General features: G+C 62.8%; 14 protein-coding genes. 12 read left to right on the forward strand and 2 right to left on the reverse strand.

The annotated features are described in order from the left end of the window. Window positions 1-6 precede the first annotated feature (6 nt). The 11 genes from AMK02_RS10030 (at window position 7) to hflX (ending at window position 14,429) form a co-directional block, all read left to right on the forward strand. Window positions 7-1,215 (forward strand): aspartate transaminase, encoded by a 1,209-nt coding sequence (locus AMK02_RS10030; RefSeq protein ID WP_064802377.1) that lies wholly within the window; start codon window positions 7-9, stop codon window positions 1,213-1,215. A 177-nt stretch (window positions 1,216-1,392) separates the two neighbouring features. Beyond that, window positions 1,393-2,331 (forward strand): nitrogen assimilation transcriptional regulator NAC, encoded by a 939-nt coding sequence (gene nac / locus AMK02_RS10035; RefSeq protein ID WP_064802379.1) that lies wholly within the window; start codon window positions 1,393-1,395, stop codon window positions 2,329-2,331. A gap of 230 nt (window positions 2,332-2,561) precedes the next feature. After that, window positions 2,562-4,625, forward strand: a complete 2,064-nt coding sequence (locus tag AMK02_RS10040; RefSeq protein ID WP_064802381.1) for a hydantoinase/oxoprolinase family protein — start codon at window positions 2,562-2,564, stop codon at window positions 4,623-4,625. Window positions 4,626-4,635: 10 nt separating this feature from the next. Further along, entirely contained in the window at window positions 4,636-6,312 is a 1,677-nt protein-coding gene (locus AMK02_RS10045) for a hydantoinase B/oxoprolinase family protein (RefSeq protein ID WP_064802383.1), read from the forward strand. A gap of 11 nt (window positions 6,313-6,323) precedes the next feature. Then, entirely contained in the window at window positions 6,324-7,127 is an 804-nt protein-coding gene (locus AMK02_RS10050) for an SDR family oxidoreductase (protein WP_064802385.1), read from the forward strand. Window positions 7,128-7,143: 16 nt separating this feature from the next. Next, the gene (locus tag AMK02_RS10055; protein ID WP_064802387.1) at window positions 7,144-7,845 is read left to right on the forward strand and encodes an HpcH/HpaI aldolase family protein; all 702 of its coding nucleotides are present in this window, start codon (window positions 7,144-7,146) and stop codon (window positions 7,843-7,845) included. A 276-nt stretch (window positions 7,846-8,121) separates the two neighbouring features. Beyond that, window positions 8,122-10,392, forward strand: a complete 2,271-nt coding sequence (locus AMK02_RS10060) for a sensor histidine kinase NtrY-like (protein ID WP_064802389.1) — start codon at window positions 8,122-8,124, stop codon at window positions 10,390-10,392. Further along, complete coding sequence (ntrX, locus tag AMK02_RS10065; protein WP_011425228.1) at window positions 10,382-11,746, forward strand: nitrogen assimilation response regulator NtrX; 1,365 nt, start codon at window positions 10,382-10,384, stop codon at window positions 11,744-11,746. Before AMK02_RS10060 ends, ntrX begins: the two co-directional genes overlap by 11 nt. 62 nt (window positions 11,747-11,808) lie before the next feature. Then, window positions 11,809-12,672 (forward strand): D-amino-acid transaminase, encoded by an 864-nt coding sequence (locus tag AMK02_RS10070; RefSeq protein WP_064802391.1) that lies wholly within the window; start codon window positions 11,809-11,811, stop codon window positions 12,670-12,672. A 111-nt stretch (window positions 12,673-12,783) separates the two neighbouring features. Continuing rightward, entirely contained in the window at window positions 12,784-13,026 is a 243-nt protein-coding gene (gene hfq, locus AMK02_RS10075; RefSeq protein WP_003539403.1) for an RNA chaperone Hfq, read from the forward strand. Between the two features lie 77 nt (window positions 13,027-13,103). Further along, window positions 13,104-14,429, forward strand: a complete 1,326-nt coding sequence (hflX, locus tag AMK02_RS10080; protein ID WP_064802392.1) for a GTPase HflX — start codon at window positions 13,104-13,106, stop codon at window positions 14,427-14,429. Window positions 14,430-14,714: 285 nt separating this feature from the next. On the opposite strand, the gene mazG is transcribed toward hflX, so the two are convergent. After that, window positions 14,715-15,554, reverse strand: coding sequence for a nucleoside triphosphate pyrophosphohydrolase (gene mazG, locus AMK02_RS10085; RefSeq protein ID WP_064802394.1), 840 nt, complete (start codon window positions 15,552-15,554; stop codon window positions 14,715-14,717). A gap of 6 nt (window positions 15,555-15,560) precedes the next feature. Further along, the gene (locus tag AMK02_RS10090; protein WP_064802396.1) at window positions 15,561-16,148 is read right to left on the reverse strand and encodes a deaminase; all 588 of its coding nucleotides are present in this window, start codon (window positions 16,146-16,148) and stop codon (window positions 15,561-15,563) included. A 268-nt stretch (window positions 16,149-16,416) separates the two neighbouring features. On the opposite strand from AMK02_RS10090, the gene cysG reads away from it, so the two are divergent. Further along, window positions 16,417-17,853, forward strand: a complete 1,437-nt coding sequence (gene cysG / locus AMK02_RS10095) for a siroheme synthase CysG (RefSeq protein WP_064802398.1) — start codon at window positions 16,417-16,419, stop codon at window positions 17,851-17,853. Window position 17,854: the final 1 nt, after the last annotated feature.

Here is a 17,854-nt window from a genome sequence, read left to right on the forward strand (position 1 = left end):
ACAATCATGACCAATTTCGTTGCCGCGTCGCGTGTGGCGCGCATCAAGATCTCGCCGAGTACTGCTGCGGCCGCAAGGGCTCGCGAGCTGAAGGCGGCGGGCAAGGACATCGTCGACATGACAGTCGGCGAGCCGGATTTCGACACGCCCGAGAACGTCAAGGCCGCGGCACACGCGGCCATTGACCGGGGAGAGACGAAGTATACCGCAGTGAACGGGACGCCGGCACTGCGCAAGGCCATCATAGGCGACTTTCAGCGGCGCCTTTCCCTGCAATATGCCGACAATGAAATCTGCGTCGGCGGCGGCGCCAAACAGATTTTGTTTCTGGCATTGATGGCAAGCGTCGAAAACGGCGCCGAAGTGATCGTGCCGGCTCCCTACTGGGTGTCTTATCCGGACATGGTGATCGCCAATGACGGCAAGCCCGTCATCGTCGAGTGCCCGCAGGAGCAAGGCTTCAAGCTGACGCCGGAGGCACTTGAAAAAGCGATCACGCCGAAAACCCTGTGGCTGATCCTGAACGCCCCGTCGAATCCAACAGGCGCCGCCTACACGAGGCAGGAGCTGGAGGCCCTTGGCGAGGTGCTCCTGCGGCATCCGCATGTCTTTATCCTCTCGGATGATATTTACGACCAGGTCTGGTTCCGGGACGAGCCGATGACGACGTTGGTTGCGGCCGCACCGGCCCTGAAGGACCGCGTGCTGCTGACGAACGGCGTATCGAAGTCCTATGCGATGACCGGCTGGCGCATCGGCTATGCGGCCGGACCGGCGCCGCTGATCGCGGCCATCAACAAGCTGCAGTCGCAAATGTCCTCGTGTCCCTCGTCAGTCAGCCAGGCGGCGGCGGCCTACGCGCTTTCCGCCGACCAGACTTTCGTGCATGACAGCGTCAAGGTTTATAAGGACCGCCGCGACTATGCCTGCGCACGCCTCAACGCCATTCCCGGTCTTTCCTGCCAGGTGCCCGACGGCGCCTTCTATCTTTTCCCGAACTGCGCCGGTGTGATCGGCAAGACGACGCCGGAAGGCCGGGTGATCGAGACCGACCTGGATTTTGTGCTCTACCTGCTCGATGGCGTGGGCGTCGCAGCGCTGCAAGGCGCCGCTTACGGCCTCTCACCTTATTTCCGGCTGTCGATCGCGACGTCGATGGAAGCGATCAGGCAAGCATGCGACCGGATCGAGAGCGCCGTGCGGGCGCTTCGATAAGGCCGGCTCACTCGGGCAGGGGCCTCTCGGTGCGTCCTGCCCGAAAGACGACAATGTCGCTCTTCCTTCAGACGCGCCAAGGCTGCTGCAGCACTTTGAATTGCTGCGTCATTTGTCCCTAAACCGATTCCGATTTGAGGAATTATGCAGTAGGGTCCACCAAAAGAGCGTGGAACCATGAGCGTTGACTTCCGCAAGCTGCGAAGCTTTGTAAAAATCGTCGATACCGGCAGCGTGTCTCGCGCCGCGGCGATCCTTCGAACCGCGCAGCCGGCCCTGTCGCAGCAGATCGCGTCGCTTGAAACGCACTTCAAGCACAAGCTCCTGATCCGCAGCAATGTCGGAATCACGCCCACCGAAGCGGGTCTCATTCTCTATCGCCATGCACAGCTGATGTTGAAGCAGATCGATCAGGCCCAGACCGACATGAACCAGGCGGCACATTCGCTGGCTGGCCGCGTGTCGATCGGTCTGGCGACCTATTCCACCTCCAGCTCGCTTTCGCTGCCGCTTCTGCGGGAAATGAAGAACAGGCACCCGCAGATCGTCGTGCACATCAACGACAGCTTTGGCCAGATCCTCAGCGAGCTGATCATGACCGGCAAGATGGACATGGCGCTGATCTATGCCTCCGATCCGATCAAGGGCGTCACGCTGCAGCCGCTGTTCAAGGAGGAGATGTTTCTGGTTTCGCCGCCGGATACGAAGCTCTCGGGCGGTGCCGGCGAAGCTCTTCCCTTGGGCTCCCTCGCGGATACGCCCTTGCTCCTTCCAAGCAAGAACCATCTGCTTCGCCGCCTGATCGACGATGCTCTCGCCCGCGCACGGGTGACGCCCGCGGTCGTTTCGGAGATTGAATCAGTGCCGGCCCTCAGTGCCGCCGTCCTCGATGGCCTGGGCTCGACCATTCTTCCGGCGTCGGTGGTCACCGCAACACCGTCTTTTGCCGGCGCGCAGGTGAGGGCGCTCACGCGACCGGTTATCGACGCCACCGTTTCCTTATGCGTATCGGATCATCTTCCGTTGTCGGAACCGGCACTTGCGGCTAGGGCGGTCCTTCTCGAAATCGTCGGCCACATGACGGGCAGCCAGCATCCGGGCATCCGCGCCGTCTGACATCAAATCTGGATTCGGGCGCGGACGCCTCGCAGCCGCCTGCGAGCGCGGTCCTTCTTTTTGCGGGAACCGCTACTGCATTCGCCATAAGCAAACCCTATAGCGGCAGACAGTAGTTGTGTTGGCCAAGCGCTGCGGAACTCTCCTAACCTTGTGGAAGATAAAGGGTTCGACCGTCGAGCCCGCGGCAACCGGCGCATCCGGCGCCAAGCTTCTGCTTCGAGGGAAACATGGCAAAACTGGCTTTCGACACTGGCGGCACCTTCACCGATTTCGCGCTTCTCGACGATCTCGGTGAACTGCACCTTCACAAGGTCCTGAGCACGCCGCACAACCCCGCCGAGGCTGTGGTCCAGGGCGTTTCGGAGCTTCTGGAAATGCACGCTGGATCGATCGAAAAGGAGCGGCTCCAGGTTCTCGGAGCCACGACGGTCGTCACCAACGCCGTGCTGGAGCGCAAGGGCGTCGAAACGGGGTTCGTCACCACCGACGGCTTTCAGGACATGCTCCGCATCCGCAACGAAGGCCGTTATGACCTTTATGATCTGAACATCAAATATCCCGATCCGCTGGTGGCGCGCGCCAATTGCCACGGCGCCGAAGAGCGGATCGCCGCCGACGGCGAAGTGATGACGAAGCTCAGCGACGAGAGCGTGCGCGAGATCGCCGGACGGCTGCGCGAGAAGGGCATCCGCTCCGTCGCCGTCTGCCTCCTCCATGCCTATAAATATCCCCAGCACGAGAAGAGGGTGGCCGCTCTCCTTCGGGAGGAGAATCCCGACATATTCGTTTCGATCTCCTCGGAGGTCTGCCCGGAAATGCGCGAGTTCGACCGCGCATCGACGACCGTCGTCAATGCCTATACCCGTCCTCAGATGGCCGGTCACGTCGCCCATCTCGAACGGGAATTCGCCGAGAGAGGGATCGATCGGCAGGTCCTGTGGATGACGTCATCCGGCGGGCTGGTGCCCAGCCGGCGCGCCGCCGAGTTGCCGGTCCGCCTGATCGAGTCCGGGCCTGCGGCGGGTGCGGTCGCTGCCGCCGAGTTCGGCCGGGTCGCGGGGGAGACCAGCGTCCTGTCGTTCGACATGGGCGGGACGACGGCCAAGCTCTGCCTTATCCCGAACGGCGAGCCGAATGTCGGCACCGATCTGGAGGTCGCCCATTACCAGCGCTTCCGCAAGGGATCGGGCTTCCCGTTGAAGATTCAGTCGATCCAGATGATCGAGATCGGTGCCGGCGGCGGCTCCATCGCCGCCAAGAATTCGCTCGGCCTGCTTGATGTCGGCCCGCATTCGGCAGGCGCGATGCCGGGACCGGCCGCCTATCAGCGCGGCGGCACGCAGCCGACCGTTACGGATGCGGACATTCTGCTCGGGTACATGGGCACCGGCTCCTTCGTCGGCGGCTCCTTCAAGGTGTCGAAGGACGCTGCTCACGAGGCGATGGCAAAGCTTGCCGCCTCGCTTGAGGTATCCGTCGAGAGATGCGCCTGGGGCATCCATGACCTCGTCAACGAATCCATGAGCAAGGCGGCCGCGATGCACGCGACCGATCTCGGCGTTGATCCCCGCTCGCTGCCCATGGTCGCCTTCGGCGGCGCCGGTCCGGTCCATGCCTACGGCATTGCTCGCAAGCTCGGGATCAAGCGCATCATCTGCCCGACGGGCGCCGGCGTCAGTTCGGCCATCGGGCTTCTGATCGCGCCCGTCGCGGTCGATCTCTCGATGAGCCACCCGATGCCGGTGAATGCCTGGGACGTCGATGCGATGAACCGGATTCTCGATGACCTCGCCACCGAGGGCGCCGAAGTGGTTTCGGCCGCCGGCGTGGCGAAGGAAACGATTGCCAATCGCTTCACAGTCGACATGCGCCACGTCGGCCAAGGCCATGAAATCACTGTCGCATTGCCAGACAGAAACCTGCCGAAGGAAGAGTTCCTGAAGCAGCTCACCGACAATTTCTTCAAGCTCTACCGCGAACTCTTCGGCCGCACGGTCGCAGCCTCCGTCGAGGTCATCACCTGGCGTCTTCGCGCGAGCGGAGAGAAGGATCAGGTGACCCGCCCGCATCAGACCCAGGTGGCAGAAGCCAGGAAAGGCAGCCGCCAGGTCTATTTCCAGGAGCTCGGCGCCTATGCCGAAACGTCCGTCTACGACCATTACAAGCTTCCGGTGAACCACGAGATCCAGGGACCCGCCATCGTCGAGCAGCGTGAATCGACCGCGGTCGTCGGCCCGAGCGGCGTCTTTCATGTCGATGCCGGCGGCAATCTCGTGATCAACATTCTCTAGGGAACATCCGATGTCGAAGCCCGTCACCGATTTCAACGATCCGATCAATCTCCAGGTCATGTGGAACCGCCTGATCTTCATCGCGGACCAGGCCGACAACGTCCTCGGCAAGACGGCTTTCTCGCCAATCGTGCGCGAAAACCACGATTATGTCACCGTGCTGCTCGACAGCAGGGGCCGGGCGCTTGCCCAATGCACCTGGTCGATCCCGGTCTTCATTACCTCGCTGCCGGCCGCCGCGCAGAAATTCTTCCTGCCCAAATTCCCGGTCGAGATGCTCGAGGAGGGCGATGTCCTTGCGACCAACGACCCCGAGATCGGCACCGGCCACCTGCCCGACGTGACGATGATCACGCCGATCTTCAAGAATGGGAAGGTCGTGGCCTATGCCGGATCCATCGCGCATCTGCCCGATATCGGCGGAGCGCCGCTCCATTCCGAAGCCAGCGACATTTTTGAGGAGGGCATCCGCTTCCCGATCGTCAAGCTGCTCAAGGCCGGCGTACCGAACAAGGATGTGTTCGACATCGTCGAAGCCTCGGTGCGACTGCCCACCGAGGTGCGCGGCGACCTCGAATCGATGATCGCCGCCAACAACGTCATGGGCCGCGAGCTGGTAAGGTTCCTCGATGAATATGGTCTCGACGACGTCGATGGTCTGGCAAACGCGATTCACACGCGCTCGGAAGCCCAGACCCGCAAGGCGATCCGCGAATGGCCGAACGGCAGCTACACGGCCGAGATGCTTCTCGACGGCTACGACGTCGACATCAAGCTCAAGGCGACGGTGATCGTGAAGGACGACGCCATCCATGTCGACTACACCGGCACGTCACCCCAGGTCCTGCATTCCATCAACTGCCGCACGAATTATCGCTACGCCCATTCGGTCTATGCGCTGAAATGCCTGCTCGATCCCGACACGCCCAACAATGAAGGCTGCATCACGCCGATTACCGACGATGCGCCGGTCGGCTCGATCCTCAACCCCGAACAGTGGACGGCCGGCAATTCCCGCAACCTGATCGGCCACGCGATTCCCTCGCTGATCTTCAAGGCCCTGGAAGGCGTGGTTCCCGACAAGGTCATGGGTGATAGCGGCGGCGCGCCGATCTGGGCGGCCAATTGCGTCGGCCGGCGTGACGATGGCTCCCAATACGGCTCTGTCCAGAATTTCCATGGTGGGCAGGGCGCCCGAGCCGAGTTCGACGGCCTCGACACGCTGAGCTTCCCCTCCAACTGCAAGGTCACCGCGATCGAGATGTTCGAGATTGCCGTTCCAGCGCTGACGGAACGCAAGGAATTGATCGCCGATTCCGGCGGCGCCGGCAAATACCGCGGCGGCCTCGGCCAGCGCGTCGTCCTGCGCAATCGCGGCACCTCGCCGATGAATATCTATCTGGCCTCCGAGCGTGTCCGCCACCCATGCTTCGGCGTGGTTGACGGACAGAGCGGATCCGCCGGCAAGGTCATGAAGGATGGCAGGCCGCAATTTCCGAAGGGCAAGGTCGTTCTGAAGACAGGCGAGCGGCTGGAAGTGGAGACGCCCGGCGGCGGCGGCTGGGGACGCGCAAGCGAGCGCGCCGTCGCCTTTATCGAGCAGGATCTGGCCGAGGGCTTGATTACGCCGCAGGCAGCGAGAACCATCTACGGCTACAAGGGCAGAAGTGCTGTGGCCGCAGAATAGGAGGCGTTGGAATGGGTTTGCTTGATGGAAAGGTCGCTCTCGTAACGGGAGCCGGAACGGGCATCGGCAAGGAAGCGGCACGGCTTCTTGCCAGGGAGGGCGCCAGAGTCGTGCTGACCGGCCGCCGCATCGAGCCGCTGCGCGAGGTCGCCGAGCTGATCGCCGCCGAGGACGGCGCGGCATTCGCAAGGGCGCTCGACGTCGCCTCGCGCGATGACATTTTCGCAGCTGTGAAATCGGTGAAACAGGAAATTGGTCCGGTCGGCATCCTCGTCAACAATGCCGGGAGCGCCAGCAAGGTACTGAATGCGAGATTTCTGAGCGAAGAGGAATGGAATGCCACCGTCAACATAAACCTGACGGCGGTTTTCAATCTCACCCAGGCGGTGCTTCCGGACATGCTTGCCGCCGGCGAGGGAACCGTCATCACGGTGTCGTCGCTTGCTGCGCTCAACCCGAACCTGCTCGGCGGCGCCGCTTACGGCGCTGCCAAGGCGGGCGTCAAGAACTTCATGACCTTCCTGCACAATACCTATCGCAATCAGGGCATCCGGGCGACAACCATTCTGCCCGGCGAAACCAATACGCCGATCCTGAACAACCGTGCCCGGCCGCCGCTGGAGAGCGAGCGTGACGTCATGCTCGATCCCCATGACGTCGCAAGGGCGATTGCGCTCTGCGCGAGCCTGCAAAGGGGCGCGATGATTCCGGAGCTGCATATCTGCCCGACCTTCATGCGCGACACGTCGGCCGACATCGAAGTCGCGCGCTGGGTAGGCGCACCCGCCGACACGCCGGACCTGCCAAAGACATAATCAGGAGGAGCACATCATGAATGGTGCAAAGCTGCGCGCCCGGCTTCAAGCCGGCGAACCCATAACCATGTTCACGCCGCACCACGCGTCATCAGGCCTCGCCGCCCGGCTGGTGGAGCTCGGCGCCGACTCGGTTTTCGTCGACTGCGAGCACGGCACCTGGAGCTTCGAGGATGTCCGCGAGACGGCGCAGATCGTCCGCTCGGTCGGCGGCGCCGCGATCGTGCGGCCGCATTCCCATGAACGTCCCGTCCTCATTCGATATCTCAATGCCGGCGCGGATGGGATCATGGTGCCGATGGTCGACAATGCCGACCAGGCACGCGCCATTGTCGAGGCTGTCCGCTACGCCCTTCCGTCGGATTTCGGCAAGCGCCTGGTCGTCGCGATGATCGAGACCGTCGATGCCGTCGACAATCTCGACGAAATGTTGAAGGTCGACGGCATCGACGTCTTCTTCATCGGTCCCGGCGACCTCTCGCAGAACATGGGTTTTCCGCCGGCGCCGCCTTTCGGTGAGCCGCGTCCGATTGAGGTCCGCGAGAAGGTTGGCGAAGCGGTACGCAAGATCCTCGCTGCCGGCAAGGTCGCGGGAACGCTGGTGACGGCCGACGAACTTCCCGGCTGGCTCGAAATCGGTGTCCGGTTCTTCTACATCCATTCGGACCCGTTCCTGCGCCGCGGCCTCGCCGGCATCAAGCAGGCACTGACCCGGTAAGAACCTGTCATCAAGCCGATCATTCCGTCTCTCCGCCTTCTGCGGTCCGACCGCGCTGAAGGCACTTGTGATCAACGTCGTCAGACGGCCGCGCGCAGCTTGACAATGTAATGGGGCGCGTTGCATTTTCGCCACAATGCGTTGCTTAAAGGTCACGCAAGGGTTTTGGACATTTCGCTCCCGATCGAGTCGTTCCGACGCTGGCTCTCCTGAGCCGGCGTTCTTTGGTTTCGGTCGGATGGCGGGACGGCGGGGTGCCGTCTGGAGAGAGGCCGAATGACGCAGGATGGGGTAGCGCCGGCGGCGGCGGGCGAGACGGTGACGACGGTGACCGATCGCCGCGCCCTTTTCGCCGTGCCCGGCCTGGTGCTCGCCGGCGGCGCGCTTCTCTGCGCCACGATCACACTCTTCATCCTGCTTGGCCTGACGCCGATCGCGCCGACCTCGCATGTCGTCATCACCTCGGTGATCGTCAATTCCTTCTTCGTCCTGACATTGCTGGCGCTGATCGCCCGCGAGGTGTCAAGGCTGCTCAAGGCGCGCACACGGGGCAGGGCGGCCGCGCGCCTGCACATTCGTATCGTCGTGCTCTTCTCGATCGTCGCGATCACGCCGGCGATCCTCGTTGCCATCTTCGCCAGCATCACGCTGAATGCCGGCCTCGATCGCTGGTTTGCGCTGCGCACCCAGTCGATCGTCAGCTCGTCGCGCAATATCGGCCAGGCCTACATGATGGAGAACGCCAGCTACCTGCAGGGGCAGACGGTCTCCATGGCCAACGACCTGGAGCGCAACCGCGCCCTCTACAGCCTCGACAGGACGGGCTTTGCCGAACTGATGACGCGCCAGGCAAGGGGCCGCGGCCTGCTCGGCGCCTTCCTTGTCGAAAGCGACGGTTCGGTGGTCGTCCAGGCCGATATCACCACGGAAAAACCGTTGCCGGCCATTCCGCAGGATGCGCTGGAAAAGGCCGCGGCCGGCCAGCCGACGCTCATTCCGCCCGGCGTCACCAACCTCGTCGGCGCCATCATCAAGCTCGATGCCATTCAGGGCACGTTTCTCTATACGGTGCGGGCCGTCGATCCCAAGGTCATGGGCGCCATGCGCATGATGGAGGAAAACGCCACCGAATACCGCTCGATGGAGGCCAACCGCTTCTCGCTGCAGATCGCCTTCGCCGTGCTCTACATCGGCTTCGCGCTGATCGTGCTGCTTGCGGCGATCTGGACGGCGATTGCCGTCGCCGACCGCATCGTGCGGCCGATCCGGCTGCTGATCACGGCGGCCGACAGCGTTGCATCGGGCAATATGGATATCGTCGTGCCGGTGCATGCCGTCGATGGCGACGTCGCCAACCTGTCGCGCACCTTCAACAAGATGATCTCGGAAATCCGCACCCAGCGCGACGAGATCCTCGAGGCCAAGGACGAGGTCGACGACCGCCGGCGCTTCATCGAAGCGGTTTTGTCTGGCGTGACCGCCGCCGTCATCGGCGTCGAACAGGATCGCCGCATCGCCATCGTCAATAGCTCGGCCGAAACGCTGATGGCGCTGCCGGCCGACGAGATGCTCGGCAAGCAGCTGGCCGATATCGCGCCCGAGGTCGATCAGGTGCTGACCGAGGCGGCGGTGCGTCATCGCGGCGATTTCCGCAAGCAGATCGCGCTGGTGCGCGGCGGTACGGTGAGGACGCTGAGCGTGCAGGTCACCCGCGAGGAAGTGCGCGACATGAGTGAATCCTACGTCGTCACGCTCGACGATATCACCGATCTCGTCATCGCCCAGCGTTCGACCGCATGGGGCGACGTGGCAAGGCGCATAGCCCACGAGATCAAGAATCCGCTGACGCCGATCCAGCTGTCCGCCGAGCGCATCCAGCGCCGCTACGGCAAGCAGATCAACCAGGACGACCGCACCGTCTTCGACCAATGTACCGATACGATCATCCGCCAGGTCGGCGATATCGGCCGCATGGTCGACGAATTCTCCGCTTTCGCCCGCATGCCGAAGCCGACCAAGGAGCCGAGCGACCTGCGCGACATCCTGCGCGACGCGATCTTCTTGCGCGAGATGGGCAATCATCACGTCACCTTCCTCTCGGAGTTTGGCGATAAGCCGCTGGAGGGCCTGTTCGACAGTCGCATGCTTGGCCAGGCTTTCGGCAATCTGATCAAGAATGCCGTGGAATCGCTGGAAGCCGTTCCGAGTGATGAGCGCGACGAGCGCAAGGTTCTCGTGCGCGCCGCGCTCGATGTGGCCCGCGACCGTTTCACCGTCGACGTGATTGACAATGGTCGCGGCCTGCCCGTGGAAAACCGCCACAGTATTCTGGAACCCTATATGACGATGCGCGAGAAGGGCACCGGCCTCGGCCTCGCCATCGTCAAGAAGATCATCGAGGAACATGGCGGGCAGCTCGAGCTACACGATGCGCCCGCAGATTTTGACCGGGGAAGAGGGGCCATGATCCGCGTGCATCTGCCACGCCTGGAGCCAGCGCCCGCCGCTCCCGCAGCCAATGACAAGGAAAGCGCTTATGGCCTCTGATATTCTCGTCGTCGATGACGAGCACGATATTCGCGAGATCGTTTCCGGCATTCTCTCCGACGAAGGCCATGAGACCCGCACGGCCCATGACAGCGACAGCGCACTGGCCGCGATATCAGATCGCGTGCCGCGGCTGATCTTCCTCGATATCTGGATGCAGGGCAGCAAGCTCGACGGACTGTCGCTGCTCGACGAGATCAAGACTCGTCATCCCGATCTCCCCGTCGTGATGATATCAGGCCACGGCAACATCGAAACCGCGGTCTCGGCGATCAAGCGCGGCGCTTTCGATTTCATCGAAAAGCCCTTCAAGGCCGACCGGCTGATCCTGATCGCCGAACGCGCTCTGGAAAACTCCAAGCTCAAGCGCGAGGTTTCCGAGCTGAAGCGGCGCACGGGCGACGCCCTGGAGCTGATCGGCACTTCGGTCGCCGTCTCGCAGCTGCGCCAGACGATCGAGAAGGTGTCGCCGACCAACAGCCGCATCATGATTCTCGGCGCATCCGGCTCCGGCAAGGAGCTGGTGGCGCGGATGATCCACAAGAAGTCGGCCCGCGCCAACGGCCCGTTTGTCGCGCTCAACGCTGCCAACATCACGCCCGATCGCATGGAAGTGGCGCTCTTCGGCACCGAAGGCACGCCCGGCCAGGCGCGCAAGATCGGCGCACTTGAGGAAGCCCATCGCGGCATTCTTTATCTCGACGAGGTCGGCGAGATGCCGCGCGAGACGCAGAACAAGATCCTGCGTGTGCTTGTCGATCAGCAGTTCGAGCGGGTCGGCGGGTCCAAGCGCGTCAAGGTCGACGTCCGTATCATTTCCTCGACCGCCTATAATCTCGAAAGCCGCATCGCCGAAGGCTGGTTCCGCGAGGATCTCTATCATCGCCTGGCCGTCGTGCCGGTGCGCGTGCCGCAGCTTGCCGAACGCCGCGAGGATATTCCCTTCCTCGTCGACCAGCTGATGCGCCAGATATCAGAACAGGCCGGCATTCGTCCGCGCCGCATCGGCGACGACGCCATGGCGGTGCTGCAGGCGCATGACTGGCCGGGCAATATCCGCCAGCTGCGCAACAACATCGAGCGGCTGATGATCCTTGCCCGCACCGACGGCCCGGATACGCCGATCACCGCCGACATGCTGCCGACCGACCTCGGAGACATGCTGCCCAAGGTTTCGGCCAAGAACGATTATCACATCATGACGCTGCCGCTGCGCGAAGCCCGCGAGATGTTCGAAAAGGATTATCTGATTGCCCAGATCAATCGCTTCGGCGGCAATATATCGCGCACCGCCGAATTCGTCGGCATGGAGCGCTCGGCGCTGCACCGCAAGCTGAAGTCGCTCGGCGTCTGATCCTGTCGGCGCGGCCCGCCGCCGCGCTGCGTCCCTCCCACATCCCGAAGATCAAGTTTCCCATGCCGAGAATTGCCTATGTCAATGGCCGCTACGTCAAGCATTCCGATGCCAGCGTGCATATCGAGGACCGCGGCTACCAGTTCGCCGACGGGGTCTACGAGGTCTGCGAGATCCGCCACGGCTATATCGTCGATCTCACCCGCCATCTGAACCGGCTCGGCCGTTCACTCGGGGAACTCAGCATCGCCTGGCCGATGAGCCGGGCCGCACTGACGCAAGTCATTCGCGAGACGCTGCGCCGCAATCATGTGCGCAACGGGCTTTTCTACCTGCAGGTGACGCGCGGCGTCGCCCGCCGCGACCATGTCTTCCCGGCTGAGGGCACACCGCCCTCGCTCGTCATCACCGCAAAGAGCACCGATCCGAAGATCATCGCCGCCAAGAATGCCAACGGTATCAAGGCGATCACCGTCACCGACAACCGCTGGGACCGCGTCGACATCAAATCCGTCGGCCTGCTGCCGAATGCCATGGCCCGCCAGCAGGCTAAGGAAGCCGGTGCCCAGGAGGCGATCTATGTCGATGGCGACGGCATGGTGAAGGAAGGGGCGGCGACCAATGTCTGGATGGTCGATTCGGATGGAACGCTGGTGACCCGTCCGGCCGAACACGGCATCCTGCGCGGCATTACCCGCACCACATTGATGGATGTGGCAGCCAAGCTGAGCTTGAAGATCGCCGAGCGGAATTTCTCTGTTTCCGAAATGCTCGCGGCCCGCGAGGTCTTCCTGACGGCGGCCACAAGTATCTGTTTTCCGGTCGTTTCCGTCGATGGTCTGCCTATCGCCAACGGCCATCCCGGCAGCGTCTCGCAGAAAATCCGCGAAGCCTTTTTCGACGTTGCGGAAAAGATTGCGATTTGATACCAAGATTTGCTGGACCGGTGGAATGAGGGTGTTGCCGGTCTCGCATGGAGAGGTTGATTGATATTCTACCGGCCAACACGGGTCGGCAATAAAGAAAGAAGCGGCGCGATGGCGGAACGTTCTCAGAATTTGCAGGACTTATTTCTCAATACTGTTCGCAAACAAAAGATTTCCCTGACAATCTTTTTGATCAACGGCGTGAAACTCACGGGTGTTGTTACCTCCTTCGACAATTTCTGTGTTCTGCTTCGCCGTGACGGCCACTCGCAGCTCGTGTATAAGCATGCGATCTCGACGATCATGCCGGGTCAGCCCATGCAGATGTTCGAGAGTGAAGAAGCCGCGTCCTAACAGGATCAGCCGTCATTTCGACACGCGATACCAAGAACGATTCGATCATCCCTGAGGCCGCCAAGCACAGGGACGATATGCGCGCGACCGTCGTCGTGCCGGTTCTGAAATCGCGCAACCGCGGCGGCCAGACCGAATCGGCCTCGACCCGCACCCCGGAAAGCCGGCTTGAAGAGGCAACGGGCCTTGCCCAGGCTATCGATCTCGACGTCGTCAACGGTTCGATCGTGCCGGTCAATGATCCCAGGCCTGCGACGCTGCTCGGCACCGGTAAGATCGAGGAGATCAAGGCGCTTCTCGACGAGCGCGATTCCGGTCTCGTCATCGTCGATCATCCGCTGACCCCGGTGCAGCAGCGCAATCTCGAAAAGGAATGGAACGCCAAGGTCATCGACCGGACGGGCCTGATCCTCGAGATCTTCGGCCGCCGCGCCTCTACCAAGGAGGGCACGCTGCAGGTCGATCTCGCCCATCTGAACTATCAGAAGGGCCGGCTGGTCCGCAGCTGGACCCACCTCGAACGCCAGCGCGGCGGCGGCGGCTTCATGGGCGGCCCGGGCGAAACCCAGATCGAAGCCGACCGAAGGCTCTTGCAGGACCGCATCATCAAGCTCGAACGCGAACTGGAGCAGGTCGTGCGCACCCGCCAGCTCCACCGCGCCAAGCGCCGCAAGGTGCCGCACCCGATCGTCGCGCTCGTCGGCTACACCAATGCCGGCAAATCGACCCTGTTCAACCGCATTACCGGCGCCGGCGTACTGGCCGAAGACATGCTCTTTGCGACGCTCGACCCGACGCTGCGCCGCATGAAACTGCCGCACGGCCGCACCGTCATCCTGTCCGACACGGTCGGTTTCATCTCCGACCTGCCGACCCATCTCGTCGCCGCCTTCCGCGCCACCCTGGAAGAGGTGCTGGAAGCCGACCTCATCCTGCATGTCCGCGACATGTCCGATCCCGACAACCAGGCGCAGAGCTCCGATGTGATGCGCATTCTCGGCGATCTCGGCATCGACGAGGCCGAAGCGGAGAAGCGGCTGATCGAGGTGTGGAACAAGATCGACCGGCTGGAGCCAGAGGTCCACGACACCATGGTGCAGAGGGCGACGGGCGCCAGCAATGTCGTCGCCGTCTCGGCCGTCAGCGGCGAGGGCGTCGACACGCTGATGGATGAGATCAGCCGCAGGCTTTCCGGCGTGATGACCGAAACGACCATCCGCCTTCCCGTCGACAAGCTGGCGCTACTGCCCTGGCTCTACGACCACGCCATCGTCGACGGCCGCGAGGACAATGAGGACGGCTCGATTACGCTCGACCTGCGGCTCTCCGAAACCGAGGCCGCCGAACTCGAACGCCGCATTGGCAACGGCCCGAAGCCGCCGCGTGAGGATTGGGAGCGGTGAGGCACTCCCTTCTCCCCAGCGGGGGTCCGAAGGACGGGTCGAGACCTGTGGCTCGACCCCGGTCGGTGGCCCGAAGGGTCGGATGAGGGGGCACACGGCACGCCCTTCATGCTCTTCTTCGCTCGCGCTGAGGGTGAGCTATCTCCGGCGACTTTAACCCACCCTCCGTCATGCTCGGCCTTGAGCCGAGCACGCGGCATCCGCCAGCAGTCGTGGCATGGGTCCTCGGCTCAAGGCCGAGGACGACGGAGAGTGGAGTTGGTTCCTCGCCAAACTCAGCCTGACCTACCCAGCCACGAGCGCTCTTTCGATCGCCTTTGCAGCCTGCCATATCTCTTCCATCCGCTCAAGGCTGGCCGCCTCCAGCGTCTCGCCTTCCGCTTCAAGAACGTTCTCGATGTGCTTGAAGCGACGCCGGAATTTCGTATTCGTGCCACGCAGTGCATCTTCCGGATCAGCCTTCACGTGCCGGCCGATGTTGACGACCGCGAAAATCAAATCGCCGAGTTCGTCGCTGACCTTCGCCCGGTCACCTTCCCGAAGCGCCACCCGCAATTCGCCGATCTCCTCCTCGATCTTGTCGAGGATCGGCTCGGGCGCCGACCAGTCGAAGCCGACCTTGGCGGCGCGTTCCTGCAGCTTCAGCGCCTCGGTCAGCGCCGGAAAGCTACGCTGCACCGAGCCTAAGAAGCCGCCCTTGAAATCCTCGGTGATGCCGCGCCTGGCCCGGCGCTCGGCGCGCTCGCGTTTTTCCGCCTGCTTGATTTCGTCCCACTGGATCTTGACTGCATCGGGCGTATCGGCTGCCGAGCGGGCAAAGACATGCGGATGGCGGCGGATCATCTTGGTGGTGATGGCGTTGACCACGTCGCCGAAGGAGAATTCGCCGGCCTCCTCGGCCATGCGGGCGTGAAAGACGACCTGTAGAAGCAGGTCACCGAGTTCATCACAGAGATCGTCCATATCGCCGCGCTCGATCGCGTCGGAGACCTCATAGGCTTCTTCGATCGTGTAGGGCTTGATCGTCTGGAAATTCTGCTCGATATCCCAAGGGCAGCCGGTTTCGGGATGGCGCAGCGCCGCCATGATCTCGATCAGCCGCGAAATGTCTTTGGAAGGTTCCATGGTGCCTCAGTTCAGGGGAATGTCGTTGGCGCTCTTCGACGACTGGTAGGTGGAAGACAGCACATCGTAGCGCACCTTGATGCGGGCGGTCTGCGCCTTCAGCGCCGTCTTCCGGGAAGCCTCCTCGGTCTCGACCAGATCGGCGATGGCAAAGCTGTTCCAGAAGGCGTTCTGCCTGCGATAGCCGCCGGGTTCAAGCCCGAAGACCTCCTTCAGGATCTTCAGGTCGTGCGGAATGGCGAAAGCATCGCGGGAATCCTCGTGGCTGAACAAATAGTAGAAATTGTCGAAGCCCGCCCAGGTGATCGCCGACATGCACATGGTGCAGGGTTCGTGGGTCGACAGGAAAATCAGCTCCTTGGTCGCCAGCTTGTCGCCGAGCTCGTAGAAGCGCTTCAGCGTATGCACCTCGCCGTGCCAGAGCGGATTGTCGAGCTCGTTATTGGTCTCGGCGACGACGAGCGACAGATCGGATTTGCGCAGGATTGCCGCGCCGAACACCTTGTTGCCCAAGGAGACGCCGCGTTCGGTCAACGGCAGGATATGCTCTTCGATGACCGAAAGCAGGCGGGCGGCAATGGTCTTGTCGGGCATTGATGGTCTCCGGTTTTGCCCCAGTCTATCGCCTTGGCGGCACGAGCGAAATGCGGCAAACGCCGGTGGACGACGTTTGTCACAGGCTTTACACTGCACCGCAACAAAGAGAGTGGGAACAGGTGGTTGTCGTCGGCACGGTTGACTTTTCTCAAATCGCCGATGAGGCGAGCAAAAGAATACGCGCTTGCCGGGGCTTTCGAATTTCTGTTCCTTCAATCGCTTGTCGATCACGGGCATATTCTGGCAACTTCGAAGTGGATTGGTAATGTCTCCCAAGACTGAGCAGCTTTCGGTATTTCCAGCTTTCTTTCGCGTGGAAGCCCAGAAGACGGCTGTCTTCGGCAATGGCGATGAGGCTTTCGCCAAGGTGCGGCTGCTCTTGAACACGAGGGCACGGATCGTCGCCTATGCCGAGCGGCCGGAAGCCGATTATCATGCCTTCCTGATCGCCAACCGCATCGAGACGGTGCGCGCCGGCTTTGCCGCCGGCCAGGTCGAGGGTGCGGCCCTCGTCTTTGCCGCCACCGGCGATGAGGCCGAAGATCGCCGGATCGTCGATGCCGCCCGCGCCGCGAAGATCCCGGCCAATGCCGTCGATCAGCCCGATTACTGCGATTTCTTCACGCCGGCGCTGGTCAATCGCGCCCCGGTCGCCGTTGCGATCGGCACCGAAGGCGCGGGACCGGTTCTGGCGCAGATGATCCGCGCCCAGATCGACCAGCTTCTTTCCCCTTCGCTCGGGCGTCTGGCCGCGCTGGCGACGAGCTATCGCAAATCGGTCGATCAGCTGGTTCCCCGTGGTGTTTCCCGCCGGGTCTTCTGGCGCCGATTCTTTTCCGGCCCCGTTGCCGACGCAGTCGCCAATGGCAACCTGCCGCAGGCCCGCCATGCCGCCGACCGGCTGCTCTCTTCGATGGATAAGGTCGCCGGCCATGTCTGGCTTGTCGGCGCCGGTCCGGGGGCTGAGGATCTGCTGACGCTGCGCGCCCAGCGCGTGATGATGGAAGCCGATGTCATCGTCTACGATGCGCTCGTGCCGCAGGCGATCGTCGATATGGGCCGCCGCGATGCCGAACGCCTTTCAGTCGGCAAGCGCAAGGGCTGTCATTCCAAGTCGCAGGAAGAGATCAACGAGCTGCTCGTCGATCTCGGCCGCCAGGGCAAACGCGTCGTCCGGCTCAAGTCAGGCGATCCGCTGGTCTATGGCCGGGCAGGGGAGGAGATGGCCGCCTTGCGCGCCGCCGGCGTTACCTATGAGGTCGTGCCCGGCATCACCTCGGCCTTCGCAGCCGCTGCCGATTTCGAGCTGCCGCTGACGCTGCGAGGCGTCGCCTCCTCGCTCGTCTTCACGACAGGCCACGATCTCACCGGCGACGTGCTGCCCGACTGGGCAAGCCTTGCCGTCTCGGGCGCGACGATCGCCGTCTATATGGGCCGCACGGTTGCCGCCTCGGTCGCCGAGCGGCTGATGCAGGCCGGCATTCCCGCCGAGACCACCGTCGCCGTCATCGAGAATGCCAGCCGCACCGAGCGGCGGCTGCTGCATGGCACGCTCGCCGATCTGCCCGATTTGCAGCACCGCGACGAGCTGACTGGCCCTGTGATGGTCATTATCGGCGATGCGGTCGCCGGCGCCAATTTCGAACTGTCCGAGCCGCTAGTGCGTGCGAACGCCCCGCTCGAGGAACTTGCAAGGAGCTGAA

It is taken from the genome of Rhizobium sp. N731 (genome assembly GCF_001664145.1).
Taxonomy (GTDB): domain Bacteria; phylum Pseudomonadota; class Alphaproteobacteria; order Rhizobiales; family Rhizobiaceae; genus Rhizobium; species Rhizobium esperanzae.

Coding starts and splice junctions, on each gene's coding strand:
- AMK02_RS10060 (WP_064802389.1), top strand. CDS start 8,122: ATGACGCAGGATGGGGTAGCGCCGGCGGCGGCGGGCGAGACGGTGACG.
- AMK02_RS10090 (WP_064802396.1), bottom strand. CDS start 16,148: ATGCCCGACAAGACCATTGCCGCCCGCCTGCTTTCGGTCATCGAAGAG.
- mazG (WP_064802394.1), bottom strand. CDS start 15,554: ATGGAACCTTCCAAAGACATTTCGCGGCTGATCGAGATCATGGCGGCG.
- AMK02_RS10030 (WP_064802377.1), top strand. CDS start 7: ATGACCAATTTCGTTGCCGCGTCGCGTGTGGCGCGCATCAAGATCTCG.
- hfq (WP_003539403.1), top strand. CDS start 12,784: ATGGCGGAACGTTCTCAGAATTTGCAGGACTTATTTCTCAATACTGTT.
- nac (WP_064802379.1), top strand. CDS start 1,393: ATGAGCGTTGACTTCCGCAAGCTGCGAAGCTTTGTAAAAATCGTCGAT.
- AMK02_RS10070 (WP_064802391.1), top strand. CDS start 11,809: ATGCCGAGAATTGCCTATGTCAATGGCCGCTACGTCAAGCATTCCGAT.
- ntrX (WP_011425228.1), top strand. CDS start 10,382: ATGGCCTCTGATATTCTCGTCGTCGATGACGAGCACGATATTCGCGAG.
- cysG (WP_064802398.1), top strand. CDS start 16,417: ATGTCTCCCAAGACTGAGCAGCTTTCGGTATTTCCAGCTTTCTTTCGC.
- AMK02_RS10050 (WP_064802385.1), top strand. CDS start 6,324: ATGGGTTTGCTTGATGGAAAGGTCGCTCTCGTAACGGGAGCCGGAACG.
- AMK02_RS10040 (WP_064802381.1), top strand. CDS start 2,562: ATGGCAAAACTGGCTTTCGACACTGGCGGCACCTTCACCGATTTCGCG.
- hflX (WP_064802392.1), top strand. CDS start 13,104: ATGCGCGCGACCGTCGTCGTGCCGGTTCTGAAATCGCGCAACCGCGGC.
- AMK02_RS10055 (WP_064802387.1), top strand. CDS start 7,144: ATGAATGGTGCAAAGCTGCGCGCCCGGCTTCAAGCCGGCGAACCCATA.
- AMK02_RS10045 (WP_064802383.1), top strand. CDS start 4,636: ATGTCGAAGCCCGTCACCGATTTCAACGATCCGATCAATCTCCAGGTC.